Genomic DNA, 16,211 nt, shown 5'->3' on the forward strand with positions numbered 1-16,211 from the left:
TCCCGTTCTGTCGCGTCAACCGGCTGAGCCGACAGGAAGAGATGCCGCGCTGCAGGACCGGATGCCGGCGGGCGGTCAGTGCACGGCGGCAGCAAGGTAGCGGCCGGTCAGGGAGGCTGACTGCACGGCGGGCCCGGCGGATGCAACGGTCTCAACGTGCCCACCTGGCTCAGACGCAGCAGCGGACGCACAAGCCGCCACCAGCTCCGCCGGCGGACCCTGGAACACGACCTGTCCGCCGTCATGTCCCGCACCCGGCCCGATGTCGATGATGTGGTCGGCGGCGGCGATGACCGCGAGGTTGTGCTCGATGACGACGAGGGTGTGCCCGGCGTCCACCAGGTTCTGCATCATCTCCACCAGGGTCGCGGTATCCGCCAGGTGCAGGCCGGTCGTCGGTTCATCGAGGACGATCACCGGCGCGTCCCCGTCGATGCGGGACGCCAGCTTCAGCCGCTGCCGCTCCCCACCGGACAGTGTCGTCAGCGGCTGACCGAGTCGCAGGTAGTCGAGGCCGACCTGACGTAGCAGGGACAGTGCGGCGGCAACGGGTTTCGACGGGGCGTCCTGCGTGAAATAGGTGGAGGCTTCCGCGACCGTCATGTCGAGCACCTCAGAGATGTCCCGCCCGGCGACGCGGTACTCCAGCACCTCGGGCCGGAAACGGCGTCCGTCGCAGTCGTCGCAGGGCGCCGAGACCCCCGCCATCATCGCCAGATCGGTGTAGACCACACCCTGACCGTGGCAGGTGGGACAGGCCCCGTCGGAGTTCGGGCTGAACATCGAGGCAGTCGCCCCGGCGTCCCTGTTGCGACGGGCGAAGAGCTTGCGGATGTCGTCGAGCATCCCGGTGTACGTCGCCGGGGTGGAGCGCCGGGAGCCACGGATCGCGGACTGGTCGACGACGGCCACGCCCCCACGTCCGACCAGACCACCGGTGACCAGGGAGGACTTCCCCGACCCGGCCACGCCGGTGAGCACGGTGAGGGTGCCCAGCGGGATATCGACGGAAACGTCGACCAGGTTGTTCAGCGTCACCGGCCCCACCGGGAGGACGCCACTGCCCGGGCGCACCGTGTCCCGCAGCGACAGCCCCTGGTGCAGGGACTTCGCGGTGACGGTGGACGCCGCCTCCAGCTCCTCCGGCGTCCCGGTGAACACCACCTCGCCACCGTGGTCGCCGGAGCCCGGTCCCAGGTCGACGACCAGGTCGGCGGCACGGATCACCGAGGGCTTGTGCTCGACGACGAGTACTGTGTTGCCCTTGTCGCGGATGTCGGCGAGCAGGGTGTTCATCCGGGTGATGTCGTGCGGGTGCAGGCCGACGGTGGGCTCGTCGAAGACATAGGTGACGTCCGACAGTGCCGAGCCGAGGTGCCGGATCATCTTCACCCGCTGGGCCTCACCACCCGACAGTGTGCCCGCGGGGCGGTCGAGGCTGAGGTAGCCGAGCCCCACGGAGACCAGGGCGGAGAGCTGGGCGGCGAGGGTGGTCAGCGCCGGGCCTACCGACGCGGCCTCCTTCCCGGCGGAGAGAGAGCCGAGGAATTCCACCAGGTCCCCGACCTGCATGGACGAGCACTCAGGCAGCGTCCTGCCGGCGACGGTGGCGGTGCGGGCGGCCTCGGACAGGCGTGCGCCGTGACAGGCCGGGCAGTCGCCGGTGGTGCTGATCTTCTCGACGAACGCCACGATGTTCTTCTGCTTCGGCGGAGTCTCGCGGTCGATCCACAGGCGACGGATACGGGTCACCAGGCCGTCGTAGGTGAGTGTGGCGACGCCGTTGTTGTCGCCTTTCGCCACCTTGATCTTCTGCGTCGGCGCGTAGAGGAAGAACTCCCGGTCCTCGTCGCTGTAGTCCTTCACCGGCAGGTCGGGGTCGAGCCGTCCGTTGGAGGCGTAGGAGGACCAGTACCAGTCGCCGACACCGAACCCGGGCGCCTCGATCGCACCCTCGTTGAGGGACTTCGTCTCATCGAGGAAGGACGCCAGGTCCAGGTCCGCGACCGTTCCGGAGCCTTCACAGGTCGGGCACCAGCCGTCGGGGAGGTTGAAGGAGAACGCCTTCGACGTGCCGACGTAGGGCTCGGACAGTCGGGAGAACAGGAGGCGGAGGGTCGATGAGGCATCTGTGGCCGTCCCGACGGTGGAGCGGGAGTTCGCACCCATACGTTCCTGGTCGATGATGACGGCGGCGGTGAGGTTGGTCAGTTCATCGACATCGGGGCGGGGCAGGGAGGGCATGAATCCCTGGATGAAGGCACTGTAGGTCTCGTCGATGAGGCGGCGGGATTCGGCGGCGACGGTACCGAAGACGAGGGAGGACTTGCCGGATCCGGACAGGCCGGTGACGACGGTCAGTCTGCGCTTCGGCAGGTCGACGTCGATGTCCTTCAGGTTGTTGACGCGGGCGCCGCGGACACGGATCGTGTCGTGGGGGTCGGGCAGGGACTCGGACGGGGACTCGGACGGGGACTCAGTACTGGTCTCGGCGTTCACCCGGCCGATTATGCCGGAAAGTGTGGGCACCCCGGCCCGGGCACCCGGAGACACCACCGGTGGGAGCCGGTACTGCGCGGGGGCGCGTTCCGGGTGGCATCCCCTTCGTCACAGCGGCATCCTGTTCTGTCGGCTGGCGCGGTTGAAGTGACAGGAAGAGATGCCGCCCTGCCGGAAGGGATGCCAGAGAAGGACCGGAAGGAAGCTCCCCACGCGGTCAATTCACCAGCGGTCTCCGTGTCCGGCAGGTTTACCGGGCCCCGGACAGCACCTCGTAGGACGCCGCCAGCCGGTCGAACCACCAGTCCCGCCGTACTGCCGAAGACGCCAGTGCATCGAGCCGGGCGTCCTCGGGCACACACTGCTCGACCGCGAGCCGTCCGTCGACGATCTGACGCGGCGCGCACACCTCCTCGGCATACAGCGACCCGGTCGCCAGGCCCGCAGCCTGCGGGTGGACCACCATCTCGTCGTCGTCCTCGTAGCCCGGCAGTGTCGCCACGGCCAGCAGCCCGGCGTACATCCCCACCGCCGACTCCAGCGCGGAGGACACGGTCACGGCGACCCCGTAGGCCGCCACCTCCTCGGCGATCGCGCGCACCTGGTCGACCCCACCCAACGGCGCAGCCTTGAGCACCGCCACATCGCACGCCCCGGCCTGCACCACGGCCAGCGGATCGGAGGCCTTGCGGATCAGCTCGTCGGCGGCGATGCGCACCATCATCCCGCGCGAGCCAAGTCGACGCCTGAGTTCCGCCAGTTCCTCCACCGTCGCGCAGGGCTGTTCCATGTAGTCCAACGGCCCACCGCCCTGGGACGGATCGGTCAGCGCCACGGCGGCGGCGAAGGCCTCGTCGACACTCCAGCCCGTGTTGGCGTCCACCCGGACGGCGATCCCGGGCCGGGCCTCGCGCACGGCACGCACCCGCGCCACATCGTCGGCGAGTGTCTGCCCCTTCTGGGCGACCTTCACCTTCACCGTGCGGCACCCCGGGTACCGGTCCAGCAGCTCGGGCACCAGATCCGGGTCAGCCGACACGTCGACCGACGGCACCGTCGCATTGACTTCCACGGACGGAAGGACAGGAGCACCGGCTGAGGTGGCGTCCCACCCCAGAAGCAGCGCCGACCGCAGCCAGCGGGACGCCTCCTCCGGTCCGTACTCCAGGAACGGCGACCACTCGACCCAACCGTCCGGCCCCTCGATGAGCATGATCTCGCGCTCGGTGACACCACGGAAGGGCACCCGCAGCGGGCAGGTCACCACCCGGGCGCGGTCGGAGATCTCGGACAGGGAGGGCAGGAAAGGACAGGAGGGAAGGGAGTGCAGCGACATGCCCACAGCCTACGATGGCCGCATGACAGAACAGAGCAACCCCTTCAACCCCGACCTGTGGCGCGACGTCCCCGGTTTCGACTTCGACGACATCACCTACCACCGCCACGTCGGTGAGGGTCGCGCCAACGGCATCGTCCGTATCGCCTTCGACCGCCCGGAGGTGCGCAACGCCTTCCGCCCGCACACCGTCGACGAGCTCTACCGCGCTCTCGACCACGCCCGTCGCTCCCCCGACGTCGGCACCATCCTGCTCACCGGCAACGGCCCCAGCCCGAAGGACGGCGGTTGGGCCTTCTGCTCCGGCGGCGACCAGCGCATCCGTGGCCGCTCGGGCTACCAGTACGCGTCCTCGCACGATTCCGACGTCGAGCACGCCGATGCGTCCTCGGTGGACGCCGCCCGGGTCAAGGCCGAGGGAGGACGCCTCCACATCCTCGAGGTGCAACGGCTCATCCGCACCATGCCGAAGGTCGTCATCTGCCTGGTCAACGGCTGGGCAGCCGGTGGCGGACATTCCCTGCATGTCGTCTGCGATCTGACCCTGGCGTCCCGCGAGCACGGGAAGTTCAAGCAGACCGACGCCGACGTGGGATCCTTCGACGCCGGCTACGGCTCCGCCTACCTCGCCAAGCAGGTCGGACAGAAGAACGCCCGCGAGATCTTCTTCCTCGGCCGCACCTACGACGCCGAGCGGATGATGCAGATGGGCGCGGTCAACGAGGTCGTCGACCACGCCGAACTGGAGAACACCGCCATCGAGTGGGCGCGGGCGATCAACACCAAGTCCCCGACGGCACAGCGGATGCTGAAGTTCGCCTTCAACCTCACCGACGACGGCCTGATGGGCCAGCAGGTCTTCGCCGGCGAGGCCACCCGCCTGGCGTACATGACCGACGAGGCGGTCGAGGGCAAGAACGCCTTCCTGGAGAAGCGGGACCCGAACTGGGACGAGTTCCCGTACTACTACTGACGCCCCACTACTGCCGCCCTACTACTGAGGCGACCTCCGTCCACCCCGACCCGCCGCACCGGGGTGGGAAGGCCGACTCCCACGATGTGAAATTTGTCACACTGTGCTTCGGAGGTCGCCGTGACGCAGATCATCTCACCCGGCGCGCTCACAGCCCGTCGGCGGGTTCCGCCACCCGCCCGACATGAACGTGAAGTGAACCGTCGATTGCGGTGGATCAAAATTATCGGCCGTGCGGTGAATTGCTGACCTGCACATATTCCGTAGGAGTTTCCCACTATTCCCCGCGCCCATCGCGGGTTGCGATCACAAACATACCGTGACCTGCACAGATAAGACCCGATCCTCGGCATGTCGCTGCGCGTTTCCCCGTGGTTCACCTGTCACCTCCGACAGCACCCCCGGCCCGTCAGGGGATGGAAATTCCGGCCGATAAGAGGGATTCTTCTCGGGTGACTACCGAATTACTGATCCTCATCCTCGTGATCGGGACGGCCCTGGCGTTCGACTTCACCAACGGCTTCCACGACACGGCGAATGCGATGGCCACCTCCATCGCCACCGGCGCGCTCAAGCCCAAGGTCGCTGTCGCTCTGGCCGGCGGCCTCAATCTCGTCGGAGCCTTCCTCTCCGTCGAGGTGGCCAAGACCGTGGCGAAAGGCATCGTCGACCTCGACGCCTTCGACCTCTCCCTGGTGGCGGACGCAGACAAACTCCTGCTGGTCGTCTTCTCAGGCCTGATCGGCGGCATCGTCTGGAACCTGCTCACCTGGCTCCTCGGACTGCCGTCCAGCTCCTCCCACGCCCTGTTCGGTGGACTCATCGGTGCCGCGATCGGTGCCCTCGGGTTCTCCGGTGTCGAGTGGAGCGGCGTCCTCAACAAGATCCTGGTCCCGGCCCTCGCCGCCCCGGTGATCGCCGGGCTCGTCGCAGCCGTCGGCACCTACGGCATCTACCGCACCACGAAGAAGACCCGCGAGACTGAGCGGGACAACCTCTTCCGCGTCGGCCAGATCGGCTCCGCCTCCCTGGTCGCGCTCGCACACGGCACATCCGACGCACAGAAGACCATGGGTGTCATCTTCCTGGCACTCGTCGCCTCCGGCCACCTGGACGAGGCCGCGAACATGCCCTTCTGGGTCACCGCAAGCTGTGCCATCGCCATCGCGGCCGGCACCTACTCCGGTGGCTGGCGCGTCATCCGCACCCTCGGCAAGGGCCTCGTCGAGATCTCCTCCCCGCAGGGCATGGCCGCCGAGGCGTCCTCCGCGGCGATCATCCTCACCTCCGCCCACTTCGGCATGGCGCTGTCCACCACCCACGTCGCCACCGGCTCCATCCTCGGTACCGGCGTCGGCCGCCCGGGTGCCGACGTGCGCTGGGGCGTCGCAGGCCGCATGGCGATCGCCTGGGTCACCACCCTTCCGATCGCCGCACTTGTCTCCTACTGCATCTGGCACGTCGCCAACGGCACCTCGAATCTCACGAGCCTCGCCGGCGGAGCCATCGCAGCCTTCCTGGTCCTGGTCCTCGTCGTCGGACTCATCATCCTGCAGGCACGCAAGAAGCCGGTCCACGCGGACAACGTCAACGCCGACTGGGACGAGCACGGTCTCACCCCGGACGCCGACCACTCCGACGCCGCTGTCGAGACCGCAGCCGACACCGCCGGCCGCACCCTCGCCGGCGCAGCCGCCGGGGTCCACGACCCCGCCCACTTCGTCGACACCTCTGCCGCTGCCGACACCCACCGGAAGGACTCCTAGATCATGGAACTCATCGGCGATCTCTTCCAGGTCACCCTCGCCGGCCTCCTCCTCGGCGCCGGTCTCCCCCTCATCTACGCCCTGGCCATCCGCCTGAGCGTCCCGAAGCACGGCGTGGAGGGCAACGCCAGCGACCACGTCTCCGGCCTGCAGCGCGGCGTGGCCGGCGCCCTCTACCTGGTCATTGTCGCGGCCGTGGTCATCGGCCTGCTGTGGATCACCCAGGGACGTCTGTACGATGCCTTCGGCTGGGACATCTTCGGCACCGGCGGAAGCTCCGGACACTAGACCTCACCCACCTGATGTCCGTGTACATGTAGTCACCGACACGGATGACGCGCTCAAGCCCGCCCCGGATTCCGGGGCGGGCTTCCTGCCTTTATTCATCAGCGGAACTGTTCAGCGAATCGCTACGCCACCAGCATGTTTGCTGAAAATACTTGACGTTTCCCACAATAGGGTCTACCTTCGATAACCGTCAGATCACGACCACGACCCCACCACGTTTCCCGTGGAAGGAGTGAAAGCCCATGACCAACCCGCTGATCCGCATCCTCGACTGGTACCGAAACCCCGTCCAGGACCCGTCCGGAACATCCCACACCGCACTGGGCGTCCTCCCCTCGCGTGAGGCGACCACCGACATCGTGGCACACCTCATCGAGCGCGGCTACACCCCGGCAACCGAAGCCGATGTCCGGGACGCCTTCTCCCACCTCTTCGACCGCGACGCGACCCCGTTCGAGGAACTCGTCGCCCTCGACTACGTCGACAGCTTCGGACTGCTCGCACGGTAGTAGCGTCGGAGCAGTGAACACCACGCTCCACGCACTCCCGGTCACGCTGGACGCCACGAGCGTCCGCGCGGCTCTGCCCGCCTACCGGGACTTCCTGGCAGGACGCCACGCCCTGCTCCCCGTCTCCCCCGATGCCGCCGGCGCATCTCTCACCGAGATCATGGGCGCCGACGACGCCACCGACGGGGGACGCCACCTCGAGCCCGGCACCCTCATCGCCAGCACCTCCGGTTCCACCGGCACCCCGAAGGGCGCCCTGCTGCGCACCGACGGGGTGCGTGCCGCAATCAGGGCCTCCGCCACCTTCATCTCCGACCACCTCGGCACCGGCCCCGGCCCGTGGCTGCTCGCCCTGCCGCCGCACCACATCGCCGGGACGATGGTCATCCTGCGCAGCCTCGACGCCGGGTCCGAGCCCGCGGTCCTCGACGGCCCCTTCCGGGTGGACACCTTCTGCAGTGCCACCGACGCACTCGCGGCCACCCACCCCGACCTGCCGCTGTACACGTCGCTGGTGCCCACCCAGCTGGTGCGGGTACTGGACTCCACCGCCGGCTGCTCCGCTCTGGGCCGCTATGCCGCCGTCCTGGTGGGCGGTGGCCCCACTCCCCCGGCCGTGGTGACGCAGTGTGAGGAGCTGGGGGTGGGCGTCCTGCTGACCTACGGCTCCTCCGAGACCTCCGGCGGGGTGCTGTACAACGGCAAGCCGCTGCCCGGGTACAGCGTCGAGATCGTGGATCCCGACGATGCCGGGGTGGGGCGTGTGGTGCTGCACGGCCCCTCGGTCGCCGACGGTTACCGGGTCACCGGATCACTCGACCCTGCGGTGGCGTCGGACGCTTTCCCCTCCCCCGGCGTGTTCCGCACCTCCGATGTGGGGCGGGTCGATGATGGCGTCCTCACCGTCCTGGGACGCGCCGACGGCGCGGTGAACTCCGGCGGTCTGAAGATCCTGCCCGAACAGGTGGAAGCGGCCGCGGCGTCGGTCGGCATGACCTGCTGTGCCGTGGGTGTGCCCGACGACGAGTGGGGGGAGATCGTCGCCGTGCTCGTCGAGACGGGCGGGTCGGCGACGGTGCCGGCAGAGCACACTGACTGCACGGCGTCCCTCCGGGCGCGGATGAAGGACGCGGGGACCACACCTCACCTGGTGCCGAGGCGCGCCTTCACCGTCGGTACGCTACCGCTCACCGGCCCGGGGAAGGTAGACCGGCAGGCGGTCCGTGGCACCCTGCAGGAGCTTGTGCGGGGCACGTCCGCCGACTGACTACAGTGAGAGTCATGTCTGACCCCTCTGCCGCTGCGTCCGCCGCAGCATCTGCAGCCTCCACAGCCTCCGGCGCCACCCCACGGGACTGGCTCACCGGCGCGCGCCCACACACCTGGGCAAACGCCATCGCCCCCGTCCTCGCCGGCACGGGCGCGGCGATCTGGGACGACGGGGCGTCCTGGTGGCGGGCGATCCTCGCCGTCATCGTCGCGATGGCCCTGATCATCGGCGTGAACTACGCCAACGACTACTCCGACGGCATCCGCGGCACCGACGACGACCGCACCGGCCCGCTGCGTCTCACCGGCTCCGGCCTGGTCCCGCCGAAGCGCGTCAAGTACGCCGCGTTCCTCTGCTTCGGCGTGGCAGGTGTCACGGGGATCGTGCTGTCGCTGGCGTCCTCGTGGTGGCTGATCATCGCCGGTGCGGTGTGTATCCTCGCCGCGTGGTTCTACACCGGTGGCAGGAACCCCTACGGCTACCGCGGGCTCGGCGAGGTCGCCGTGTTCATCTTCTTCGGCCTGGTCGCCGTGCTCGGCACCGAGTACACCCAGGCAGGGAAGGTCTCGTGGGTCGGCCTGGCACTGGCGGTGGGCATCGGCTCGCTGTCCGCGTCGGTGAACCTGACCAACAATCTGCGCGACATCCCGACGGACTCCGTCGCCGGCAAGACCACCCTCGCGGTCATCCTCGGCGACCGGGGAACGCGGATCCTCTACGTGTCGCTGCTGGTCGTGTCCGTGGTGATGACGCTGGTGCTGGCCGGCGCGGGGATCGCCGCACTCATCGGGCTGATCGCCGTGCCGCTGCTCATCGTCGCCGCGCTGCCGGTGGCACAGGGGGCGACCGGCAAGGAGCTGATCCCGGTGCTGGGGACCACCGGGCGGGCGATGCTGGTGTGGGCTGTCGCGATGTTCATCGCGATGCTGCTGGTGTAGGCGGGGCTGCTCCATGACCGGGCCGACCACCCGACTGGCATCCTATGCGGTCTGCGCCGGTGACGGCATGCTCCTGATGGTCGCCGTCGCTGCCCCTTCCGACGGAGCCGTGACCTGGACATTGCCGGGCGGCGGCGTCGAACCACTGAACCACTGGAGGACCCGATGGACACTGTCGTCCGCGAGGTGGCGGAAGAGACCGGGCACATCGCCACGGTTACCCGGCTTCTCGGGGTAGATTCCAGAATCATCCCCGCGCAGGACGCCGTGGGTGGTCTGATCAGACACTAGAGACGTGTCAGTCCAGCCGCTCCTCGAGCTGGGCGCGCATCTGGTCCTTGTGCGCACGACGTCCGGCATCCCGGACCGCGAGGTGCTCGTTGACCCGCAGGCGCAGGTCCTTGAAGACGAACATCGACAGCGGGAAGGCGATGATCAGCGCCAGCAGGGCACTGATCGCCAGGGGGAAGGACTGCCCCATGCCCAGCAGCACGGCGATGAGCTGGATGACGACAGTCAGCACGATGAACAGCACCAGGCGTGCCAGTCCGTAGAGGAAGATGTCACGCCAGCCCCTGCCGCCGAGCTTGCCGGGAGCCAGGTCTGCGGTATTGTTCTCGTCCACGGTCTCGTTCACGCTGTCGCTCGCACTGTCGTTCACACTGTCGTTCACGACTGCCACTGTACGTTCGTCGCTGCGTCCCCTCCCAATCCCGTACCATGGAGGGTCACACCGCATCTGTACTTCCAGACCTGTACGCGACCAGTACGCAAGGAGGGTCCCGCCGTGGGCCGGCTCATCATCCTCATCCTCGTGATCGTCACCGTGATCGTCCTGTGGCGTGCCTTCGGGCCCGGGTCGGGCGACCGCATCAACGGCGGTCAGCGTTCTGCGGGAAAGACCCCGAAGAAGCAGGTCAAGGGGCCGGATGATGACCCTGACTTCATGTGGGAGATCCGCAAGGAGCGCTTCAAGCAGCAGCGCGAGAAGGACCGGCTCGCGGAGGAGAACCTGCGCAGTGCGGAGGCCCGGGCCAAGGACGCCGAACGGCGTGCCGCCGAGGCGGAGAAACGTGCGCAGGACGCCGAGACGCAGGCCCGGGCCGAGCGACCGGACACCTCCCGTCAGGACCGCCAGGAGCGCCAGGATCCCGAGGAGCCGGGTGCGGCAGGGTCAGCAGGTTCGGCCGGCGCCTGATCCCGGAGCCTGCTCACGGGGGCCTGGCCCCTCACACCGTTACTCACCACCACAACCCGGCACAGATCCCGTGAACTGACGAGTTCGCGGAATCTGTGCCGGGCTGTGGTCGGTTGTGGTCAGTCGAGAAGATCCGAACACTTCAGTCGAACAGGACCTCTACCGGTCCTTGCCACGCTCCAGGAGCTCACAGAGGTAGGACGCGTAGGCCGACTTTCCTTGCGCGACAGCTGCAGCGGCAAGGCCAGCGTCCTCGATGAAGCCCATCCGCCAGGCGACCTCTTCCGGACACCCGATCTTCAGGCCCTGGCGCTGCTCGATGGTGCGGACGAAGTCGCCGGCGGCCATGAGGTTGTCGACGGTACCGGTGTCCAGCCAGGCGGTGCCGCGCGGGAGGATCTCCACCTGCAGGTCACCGCGCTCCAGGTAGGCGCGGTTGATGTCGGTGATCTCCAGTTCGCCGCGCTCAGAGGGTTCCAGCGACCGGGCGATGTCGACCACATCCGGGGCGTAGAAGTACAGCCCGGGCACCGCGTAGTTCGACTGCGGCTTCTCCGGCTTCTCTTCCAGCGAGGTCGCCGTGCCGTCCGCAGAGAAGGTCACCACGCCGTAGGCCGAGGGATCGCGCACCCAGTAAGCGAAGATGGCGCCGCCGTCGACCTCATGGAAGCGGCGCAGCCGGGTACCCAGGCCCGCACCGTAGAAGATGTTGTCGCCGAGCACCAGCGCCACCGGCTCCGAGCCGATGAAGTCCGCCCCGAGGATGAAGGCCTCGGCCAGCCCGTTCGGCTTCTCCTGCACCGCGTACTCGATGGACACCCCGAACTGGGAGCCGTCGCCGAGGAGCCGCCGGAACTGGTCATTGTCCTCCGGCGTGGTGATGACGAGGATCTCGCGGATCCCGGCGAGCATCAGGGTGGTCAGCGGGTAGTAGACCATCGGCTTGTCGTAGACCGGCACGAGCTGCTTCGACACGCCGAGAGTGATCGGGCGCAGCCGTGAGCCGGTTCCACCGGCGAGGATGATGCCGCGCATCACTCCCCCTCCCAGCCCTCGGCTTCCGCCGTGGCGGCCTCCCAGTCGTGGCGGAGCTCCTGCTCCCAGCCGCGGCACTCGGAGTAGGACGGGAGGGACGCCTCGACTTCACGGTAGCCCGGCGCGTCCCGGTCCTTGTCGGACAGGACCAGATCAGACTCAGCCAGTCCGGCGAACGACCAGTCGATGCCGAGTTTCGGATCCAGCGGGTTCACCCCGTGCTCCGCCTCCGGGTTGTACCCCTCGGAGACCAGGTAGCTGACCGTCGCAGTGCCGGCCCCCGCCGGGACGACGAACCCGTGTCCCATGCCCACGGGCAGGTACAGACCACGACGGTTCTCGGCGGAGAGCTCCACGACGATGTGGCGTCCGAAGGTGGTGGAACCGCGGCGCAGATCGACGATGACGTCGAGGATGCGTCCGGCCACGCAGGTGACGTACTTTGCCTGTCCGGGCGGGACGTCGGCGTAGTGGATGCCACGGACGACCCCTTCTGTCGACGTCGACAGGTTCGCCTGTGGGATGTCGAGGGGGTAGCCGAGCTTCTCGGCGACGGCGTCCGCCTGGAACCATTCGTGGAAGGTGCCACGGTCGTCCGGGAAGATCCGGGGGGTATTCACCCAGACACCGGGCAGGGGAAGATCGACGATGCCGGAGTCGTCAGGAATGCGGATCAACTCACTCATGCCCACAGAGCTTAGCCGCTCCCTCGGACACGCCCCCGGACACGCCGGTCTTCTACTGTTTCAGAGACATATTGGAATAGATATTTTCCATGGCATACAATGCCAATCTCCGAGACGATCACCGACGGAGGACCCCTGTGAGAATCAACAACCGACTGGCCGCCCGCCTGGGTCGCCTCGCTGAGCTCACCGAGCCGTTCACCACCCCACTGCTGCCCACCGACTACGCCGGGCTGTTCAACCCGCTGTTCGGCCGGGAGATCCGGGGACGCGTCACCACCGTGGACCGCCATGACGACTTCACCACCGTGACCATCGAACCCGGCCCCGGTGCAGGACGTTCCTTCACCCGCTTCCAGGCCGGCCAGTTCATCGGCCTCGGCCTGCAGATCGACGGCCGGTGGACCTGGCGCTGCTATTCACTGACCAACGCCCCGGAGCTCTCCGGTGACCGCCTGCACCGCAGCGAACGACGTCTCAGCATCTCCGTGAAGCCGGTGCCCGACGGCACCGTGTCGACCCGCATCGCCGACCGGCTGCGCCCGGGACGCATCATCCGGCTCTCCGCCCCCGGCGGCGACTTCCACCTGCCCGACCCCGTACCGGAGAAGATCCTCTTCGTCACGGCCGGCGCAGGCGTCACCCCGGTGATGTCGATCCTGCGCTGGCTCGGCCAGGAAGCCGGAACTGAGGTCGGAACCGGTGGCACGGCAGGTGGCACGGCAGGCGCCACCTTCCCGGACGTCGTGCACGTCCACTCCGAGCGCGCCGCCGCGCCCGCCGCCCCCTTCGGCGACGAGTTGACCGCCCTCGAGGAATCCCAGCCGGGTTACACACTGATCCACCGCGACTCCGCCTCCCACGGACGTCTGACAGCCGAAGACCTCCCCGGTCTGGTCCCTGATCTCGCCGAGCGCGTCACCCTGGCCTGCGGACCGACACCGCTGCTCGATGACCTTCGTACCGTCATCCCCGACATCCGCACCGAGAGCTTCCACGCCACCGACCTGCCCGGCTCCGTCGATCCCGCCGACCTCGGCGGGGAGATCATCCTCGGCAGTACAGGAGTCACGGCATCCTCCACCGGGACAACGACCATCCTCGACGCCGCGGAAGCCGCCGGCGTCCCGCTGGTCCACGGCTGCCGGATGGGTATCTGCCGCACCTGCGTCGTCCCCGTCACCGACGGCACCGCCGTCGACCTGCGCGACGGGGCGGTCTACGGCCCCGGCGAGCAGATCCGAACCTGCTGTTCCGTCCCCTCCGGCACCCTCGCAGTCGCCGTCAACTGAGCCCGATCTCAACCAAGTCCGCCCAAGGAGAAAAACATGGCTGTCCAGGACATCACCGCCTACGCCCACCTCACCGACGAGGACGTGAAGGAGATCGGGCGTCGCCTCACCGCACTCGAGAAGAAGCACCGAGACTCGCTCGGCGCGAAGGACGCCGGCTACATCAAGGGTCTCATCCGCACCCAGCGTGGTCTCGACCTCGCCGCCCGGGCCGGCACCGTCGCGTCCCCCGCGATCGCGATGCCCGCCGCCGCGGTGCTCGGTGTGGCCAAGATCCTCGAGAACCTCGAGATCGGCCACAACGTCATGCACGGCCAGTGGGACTGGATGAACGACCCTGAAATCCATTCCTCGACATGGGAGTGGGACAACACCGGCCCCTCGTCCGGCTGGAAGCACTCCCACAACGTGGTGCACCACACGTACACGAACATCGTAGGTATGGACAACGACATCGGCTACGGCATCCTGCGTGTCACCCGTGACCGCAAATGGAAGCCGTCCACGCTGGCGCAGCCGTTGACGAATGTCATCCTGGCGTCCCTCTTCGAGGTTGCCGTGGGATTCTACGATGTCGAGCTCGGCCGCTACTTCGCCAGGAAGCAGACCTGGGAGGAGACGAAGCCGCGGCTCATCGAGACCGTCCTCAAGGTCGGCAAGCAGTGGGGCAAGGACTACGTCGCCTTCCCCGCCGTCGCCGCCGGCGTCGGCGTCCTTCTCGGCAAGAAGGGAGGACGCCGCGCCTCGGCGAGAAAGCGCGCCAAGGCCGCCGGAAAGGCTGCCCTCGTGGCCAACCTCATGCGCAATGTGTGGGCCTACGCGGTGATCTTCTGCGGCCACTTCCCCGATGACGTGGAGACCTTCACCAAGCGGACGCTGGAGGAGGAGTCCCGCGGCGACTGGTACCTGCGGCAGATGCTCGGCTCGGCGAACTTCCACGGTGGCAAGGTGCTGACGATCATGTCCGGCAACCTCAACTACCAGATCGAGCACCACCTCTTCCCCGACATGCCGTCGAACCACCTGGAGGAGATCGCCGAGGAGGTGCAGGCCATCGCCGAGGAGTACGGGCTGCCGTACAACACCGACAGCTTCCCGAAGCAGTTCCTGCAGGTACAGAAGACACTGCTCAAGCTGTCACTGCCGAACTCGATGCTGCAGGCGGACGCCTCGAACGCGCCGGAGGTCCGGTCGGACGCGGCGTTCACCGGGAACCCGGAGATCGCGGCGCAGACCGGTCACCGGCAACTGCGCAAGGGGCTCGCGCTGCTGAAGAAGGCGCGGCCGAAGATCCTGGCGTAGTCGGGAGGTCCTTCCGGAAGGACGCTGAGGGCGTCCTCAGCGGATCTCGGTCTGGTTGAAGACCATCCCTCCGGGGCCCGTCTGCCAGCTCACGTCCACTCCGGCGTCGATACCGGCAGCCTGGCGGACCGGGCCGTCGATCACGTGCTGGACGGTACTCAGGACCGCCACCGTCGTAGACGGTCCGGACGTGGTGACCAGTGCGTCTCCTGCAGAACCGGCGGTCGCACCGACCGGGACAGCGGACAGCGCCTGTGCCATAGTCGGGTCGACGTACACGTGACCCGACTGCGGGTAGAGAAACTGATCGGGGGTCGACGCAGGGGCGGCGGACGACAACGGTGCTGCCGGGGCCACAGAGGCCGCAGAGGCCGCCGGTGCGGCGAGAGATGCGACAGCCACCCCGGCGAGTGCCAGGGTGGACGCGGTGAGGGCAGTTCGGGTGAGGGTCCGGTTCAGTCTCATCATGGACCCCGACCCTACGCGACCGAACCGTTGCTGTCGGTCAGTTCCAGAGGATGTCGTCGACATCCTCGAGCCCGGCCGACGCGGCGTCGAAGGTGAAACCCAGACCGGTCGGCGTGATTCCCCTCGCTCTTCGACTGCCGGCTGAGCACCGCACCACGGTAGACCTTGCCGGTCTCCAGCTCACCGGCGTCTGACGGCAGGAGGTCAGCCTCAGGGATGTCACAGTCCTCACTGCCACCCATGAGGATGTAGTCGGCGCCGTTGCCGTCGTCGTCCACGGCTCCCATGCCGGCCCGTGACGAACTGGTAGCTCTCCGGGGTGTCGGCGAGCTCGCCGTCTCCGGAACCGGACCCCTCGGACGACGAGTCATCCGACGAGGCGTCGTCACCGGCAGCGGAGGAGTTCGTGGAGTCAGTGGAGTCAGCGGAGTCAGCGGAGTCAGCGGAGTCAGCGGAGTCAGCGGAGTCAGAGGAGACAGAGGAGTCAGAGGAGTCCGCGGACGCCGACGCCGGCAAGGGCGCCGACTACATCCTCATGGGCGGCAGTGAGGCCTGTGCCATCCCTGAGGCTGACCTCCTGCCGGCAGACGCCGGTGAGCTGGAGACCGGCAAGGTCTACCGTGGTGCGGTGCTCAGCCGGCAGTCGAAGAG

Annotated in this window: 18 protein-coding genes; 11 read left to right on the plus strand and 7 right to left on the minus strand. The window is 68.0% G+C overall.

The features are described 5' to 3' along the window. Positions 1–75 precede the first annotated feature (75 nt). Both Q0A27_RS00655 and Q0A27_RS00660 read right to left on the minus strand, forming a co-directional pair. Positions 76–2,448, minus strand: a complete 2,373-nt coding sequence (locus tag Q0A27_RS00655; protein WP_291473175.1) for an excinuclease ABC subunit UvrA — start codon at positions 2,446–2,448, stop codon at positions 76–78. 301 nt (positions 2,449–2,749) lie between these two features. Further along, on the minus strand, positions 2,750–3,835 hold the full coding sequence (locus Q0A27_RS00660; protein ID WP_291473159.1) for an o-succinylbenzoate synthase: 1,086 nt from the start codon (positions 3,833–3,835) through the stop codon (positions 2,750–2,752). A gap of 22 nt (positions 3,836–3,857) precedes the next feature. On the opposite strand from Q0A27_RS00660, the gene Q0A27_RS00665 reads away from it, so the two are divergent. From Q0A27_RS00665 to Q0A27_RS00695, 7 genes are all read left to right on the plus strand, one after another. Next, positions 3,858–4,808: a 1,4-dihydroxy-2-naphthoyl-CoA synthase gene (locus tag Q0A27_RS00665; protein ID WP_291473160.1), complete on the plus strand. Its 951-nt coding sequence runs from the start codon at positions 3,858–3,860 to the stop codon at positions 4,806–4,808. 452 nt (positions 4,809–5,260) lie between these two features. Beyond that, positions 5,261–6,574, plus strand: coding sequence for an inorganic phosphate transporter (locus Q0A27_RS00670; protein ID WP_291473161.1), 1,314 nt, complete (start codon positions 5,261–5,263; stop codon positions 6,572–6,574). A gap of 3 nt (positions 6,575–6,577) precedes the next feature. Next, the gene (locus tag Q0A27_RS00675) at positions 6,578–6,862 is read left to right on the plus strand and encodes a hypothetical protein (RefSeq protein ID WP_291473162.1); all 285 of its coding nucleotides are present in this window, start codon (positions 6,578–6,580) and stop codon (positions 6,860–6,862) included. Positions 6,863–7,104: 242 nt separating this feature from the next. Next, a complete protein-coding gene (locus Q0A27_RS00680) occupies positions 7,105–7,371 on the plus strand; it encodes a hypothetical protein (RefSeq protein ID WP_291473163.1) in 267 nt (88 codons plus the stop codon). Between the two features lie 13 nt (positions 7,372–7,384). Continuing rightward, on the plus strand, positions 7,385–8,638 hold the full coding sequence (locus tag Q0A27_RS00685) for an AMP-binding protein (protein ID WP_291473164.1): 1,254 nt from the start codon (positions 7,385–7,387) through the stop codon (positions 8,636–8,638). Between the two features lie 14 nt (positions 8,639–8,652). After that, the gene (locus Q0A27_RS00690) at positions 8,653–9,579 is read left to right on the plus strand and encodes a 1,4-dihydroxy-2-naphthoate polyprenyltransferase (protein ID WP_291473165.1); all 927 of its coding nucleotides are present in this window, start codon (positions 8,653–8,655) and stop codon (positions 9,577–9,579) included. Positions 9,580–9,744: 165 nt separating this feature from the next. Continuing rightward, positions 9,745–9,870: a hypothetical protein gene (locus Q0A27_RS00695; RefSeq protein ID WP_291473166.1), complete on the plus strand. Its 126-nt coding sequence runs from the start codon at positions 9,745–9,747 to the stop codon at positions 9,868–9,870. A gap of 7 nt (positions 9,871–9,877) precedes the next feature. Here the strand turns inward: Q0A27_RS00695 and Q0A27_RS00700 are convergent, their stop codons facing one another. Further along, entirely contained in the window at positions 9,878–10,204 is a 327-nt protein-coding gene (locus Q0A27_RS00700) for a DUF4229 domain-containing protein (protein WP_291473176.1), read from the minus strand. Positions 10,205–10,366: 162 nt separating this feature from the next. Between Q0A27_RS00700 and Q0A27_RS00705 the strand changes: the two genes are divergently transcribed. Then, positions 10,367–10,777, plus strand: a complete 411-nt coding sequence (locus Q0A27_RS00705) for a hypothetical protein (RefSeq protein ID WP_291473167.1) — start codon at positions 10,367–10,369, stop codon at positions 10,775–10,777. 159 nt (positions 10,778–10,936) lie between these two features. Here the strand turns inward: Q0A27_RS00705 and rfbA are convergent, their stop codons facing one another. Then, positions 10,937–11,812 carry a glucose-1-phosphate thymidylyltransferase RfbA gene (gene rfbA / locus Q0A27_RS00710; protein ID WP_291473168.1) on the minus strand — a complete coding sequence of 292 codons (876 nt, stop codon included), beginning with the start codon at positions 11,810–11,812 and terminating at the stop codon, positions 10,937–10,939. Then, positions 11,812–12,498 (minus strand): dTDP-4-dehydrorhamnose 3,5-epimerase family protein, encoded by a 687-nt coding sequence (locus Q0A27_RS00715; RefSeq protein WP_291473169.1) that lies wholly within the window; start codon positions 12,496–12,498, stop codon positions 11,812–11,814. The genes rfbA and Q0A27_RS00715 overlap by 1 nt, the downstream gene beginning before the upstream one ends. 137 nt (positions 12,499–12,635) lie before the next feature. Between Q0A27_RS00715 and Q0A27_RS00720 the strand changes: the two genes are divergently transcribed. Continuing rightward, positions 12,636–13,790 carry an iron-sulfur cluster-binding domain-containing protein gene (locus Q0A27_RS00720; RefSeq protein ID WP_291473170.1) on the plus strand — a complete coding sequence of 385 codons (1,155 nt, stop codon included), beginning with the start codon at positions 12,636–12,638 and terminating at the stop codon, positions 13,788–13,790. 36 nt (positions 13,791–13,826) lie between these two features. After that, the gene (locus tag Q0A27_RS00725; protein ID WP_291473171.1) at positions 13,827–15,092 is read left to right on the plus strand and encodes an acyl-CoA desaturase; all 1,266 of its coding nucleotides are present in this window, start codon (positions 13,827–13,829) and stop codon (positions 15,090–15,092) included. Positions 15,093–15,128: 36 nt separating this feature from the next. Here the strand turns inward: Q0A27_RS00725 and Q0A27_RS00730 are convergent, their stop codons facing one another. Next, positions 15,129–15,560, minus strand: coding sequence for a hypothetical protein (locus Q0A27_RS00730; RefSeq protein ID WP_291473172.1), 432 nt, complete (start codon positions 15,558–15,560; stop codon positions 15,129–15,131). An 11-nt stretch (positions 15,561–15,571) separates the two neighbouring features. Continuing rightward, positions 15,572–15,847, minus strand: coding sequence for a hypothetical protein (locus Q0A27_RS00735; protein WP_291473173.1), 276 nt, complete (start codon positions 15,845–15,847; stop codon positions 15,572–15,574). Between the two features lie 119 nt (positions 15,848–15,966). Between Q0A27_RS00735 and Q0A27_RS00740 the strand changes: the two genes are divergently transcribed. After that, positions 15,967–16,211 (plus strand): hypothetical protein (locus tag Q0A27_RS00740; protein WP_291473174.1); only part of this gene is annotated, 245 nt, incomplete at its 3' end.

Source organism: Corynebacterium sp. (assembly GCF_022712275.1).
GTDB lineage: Bacteria > Actinomycetota > Actinomycetes > Mycobacteriales > Mycobacteriaceae > Corynebacterium.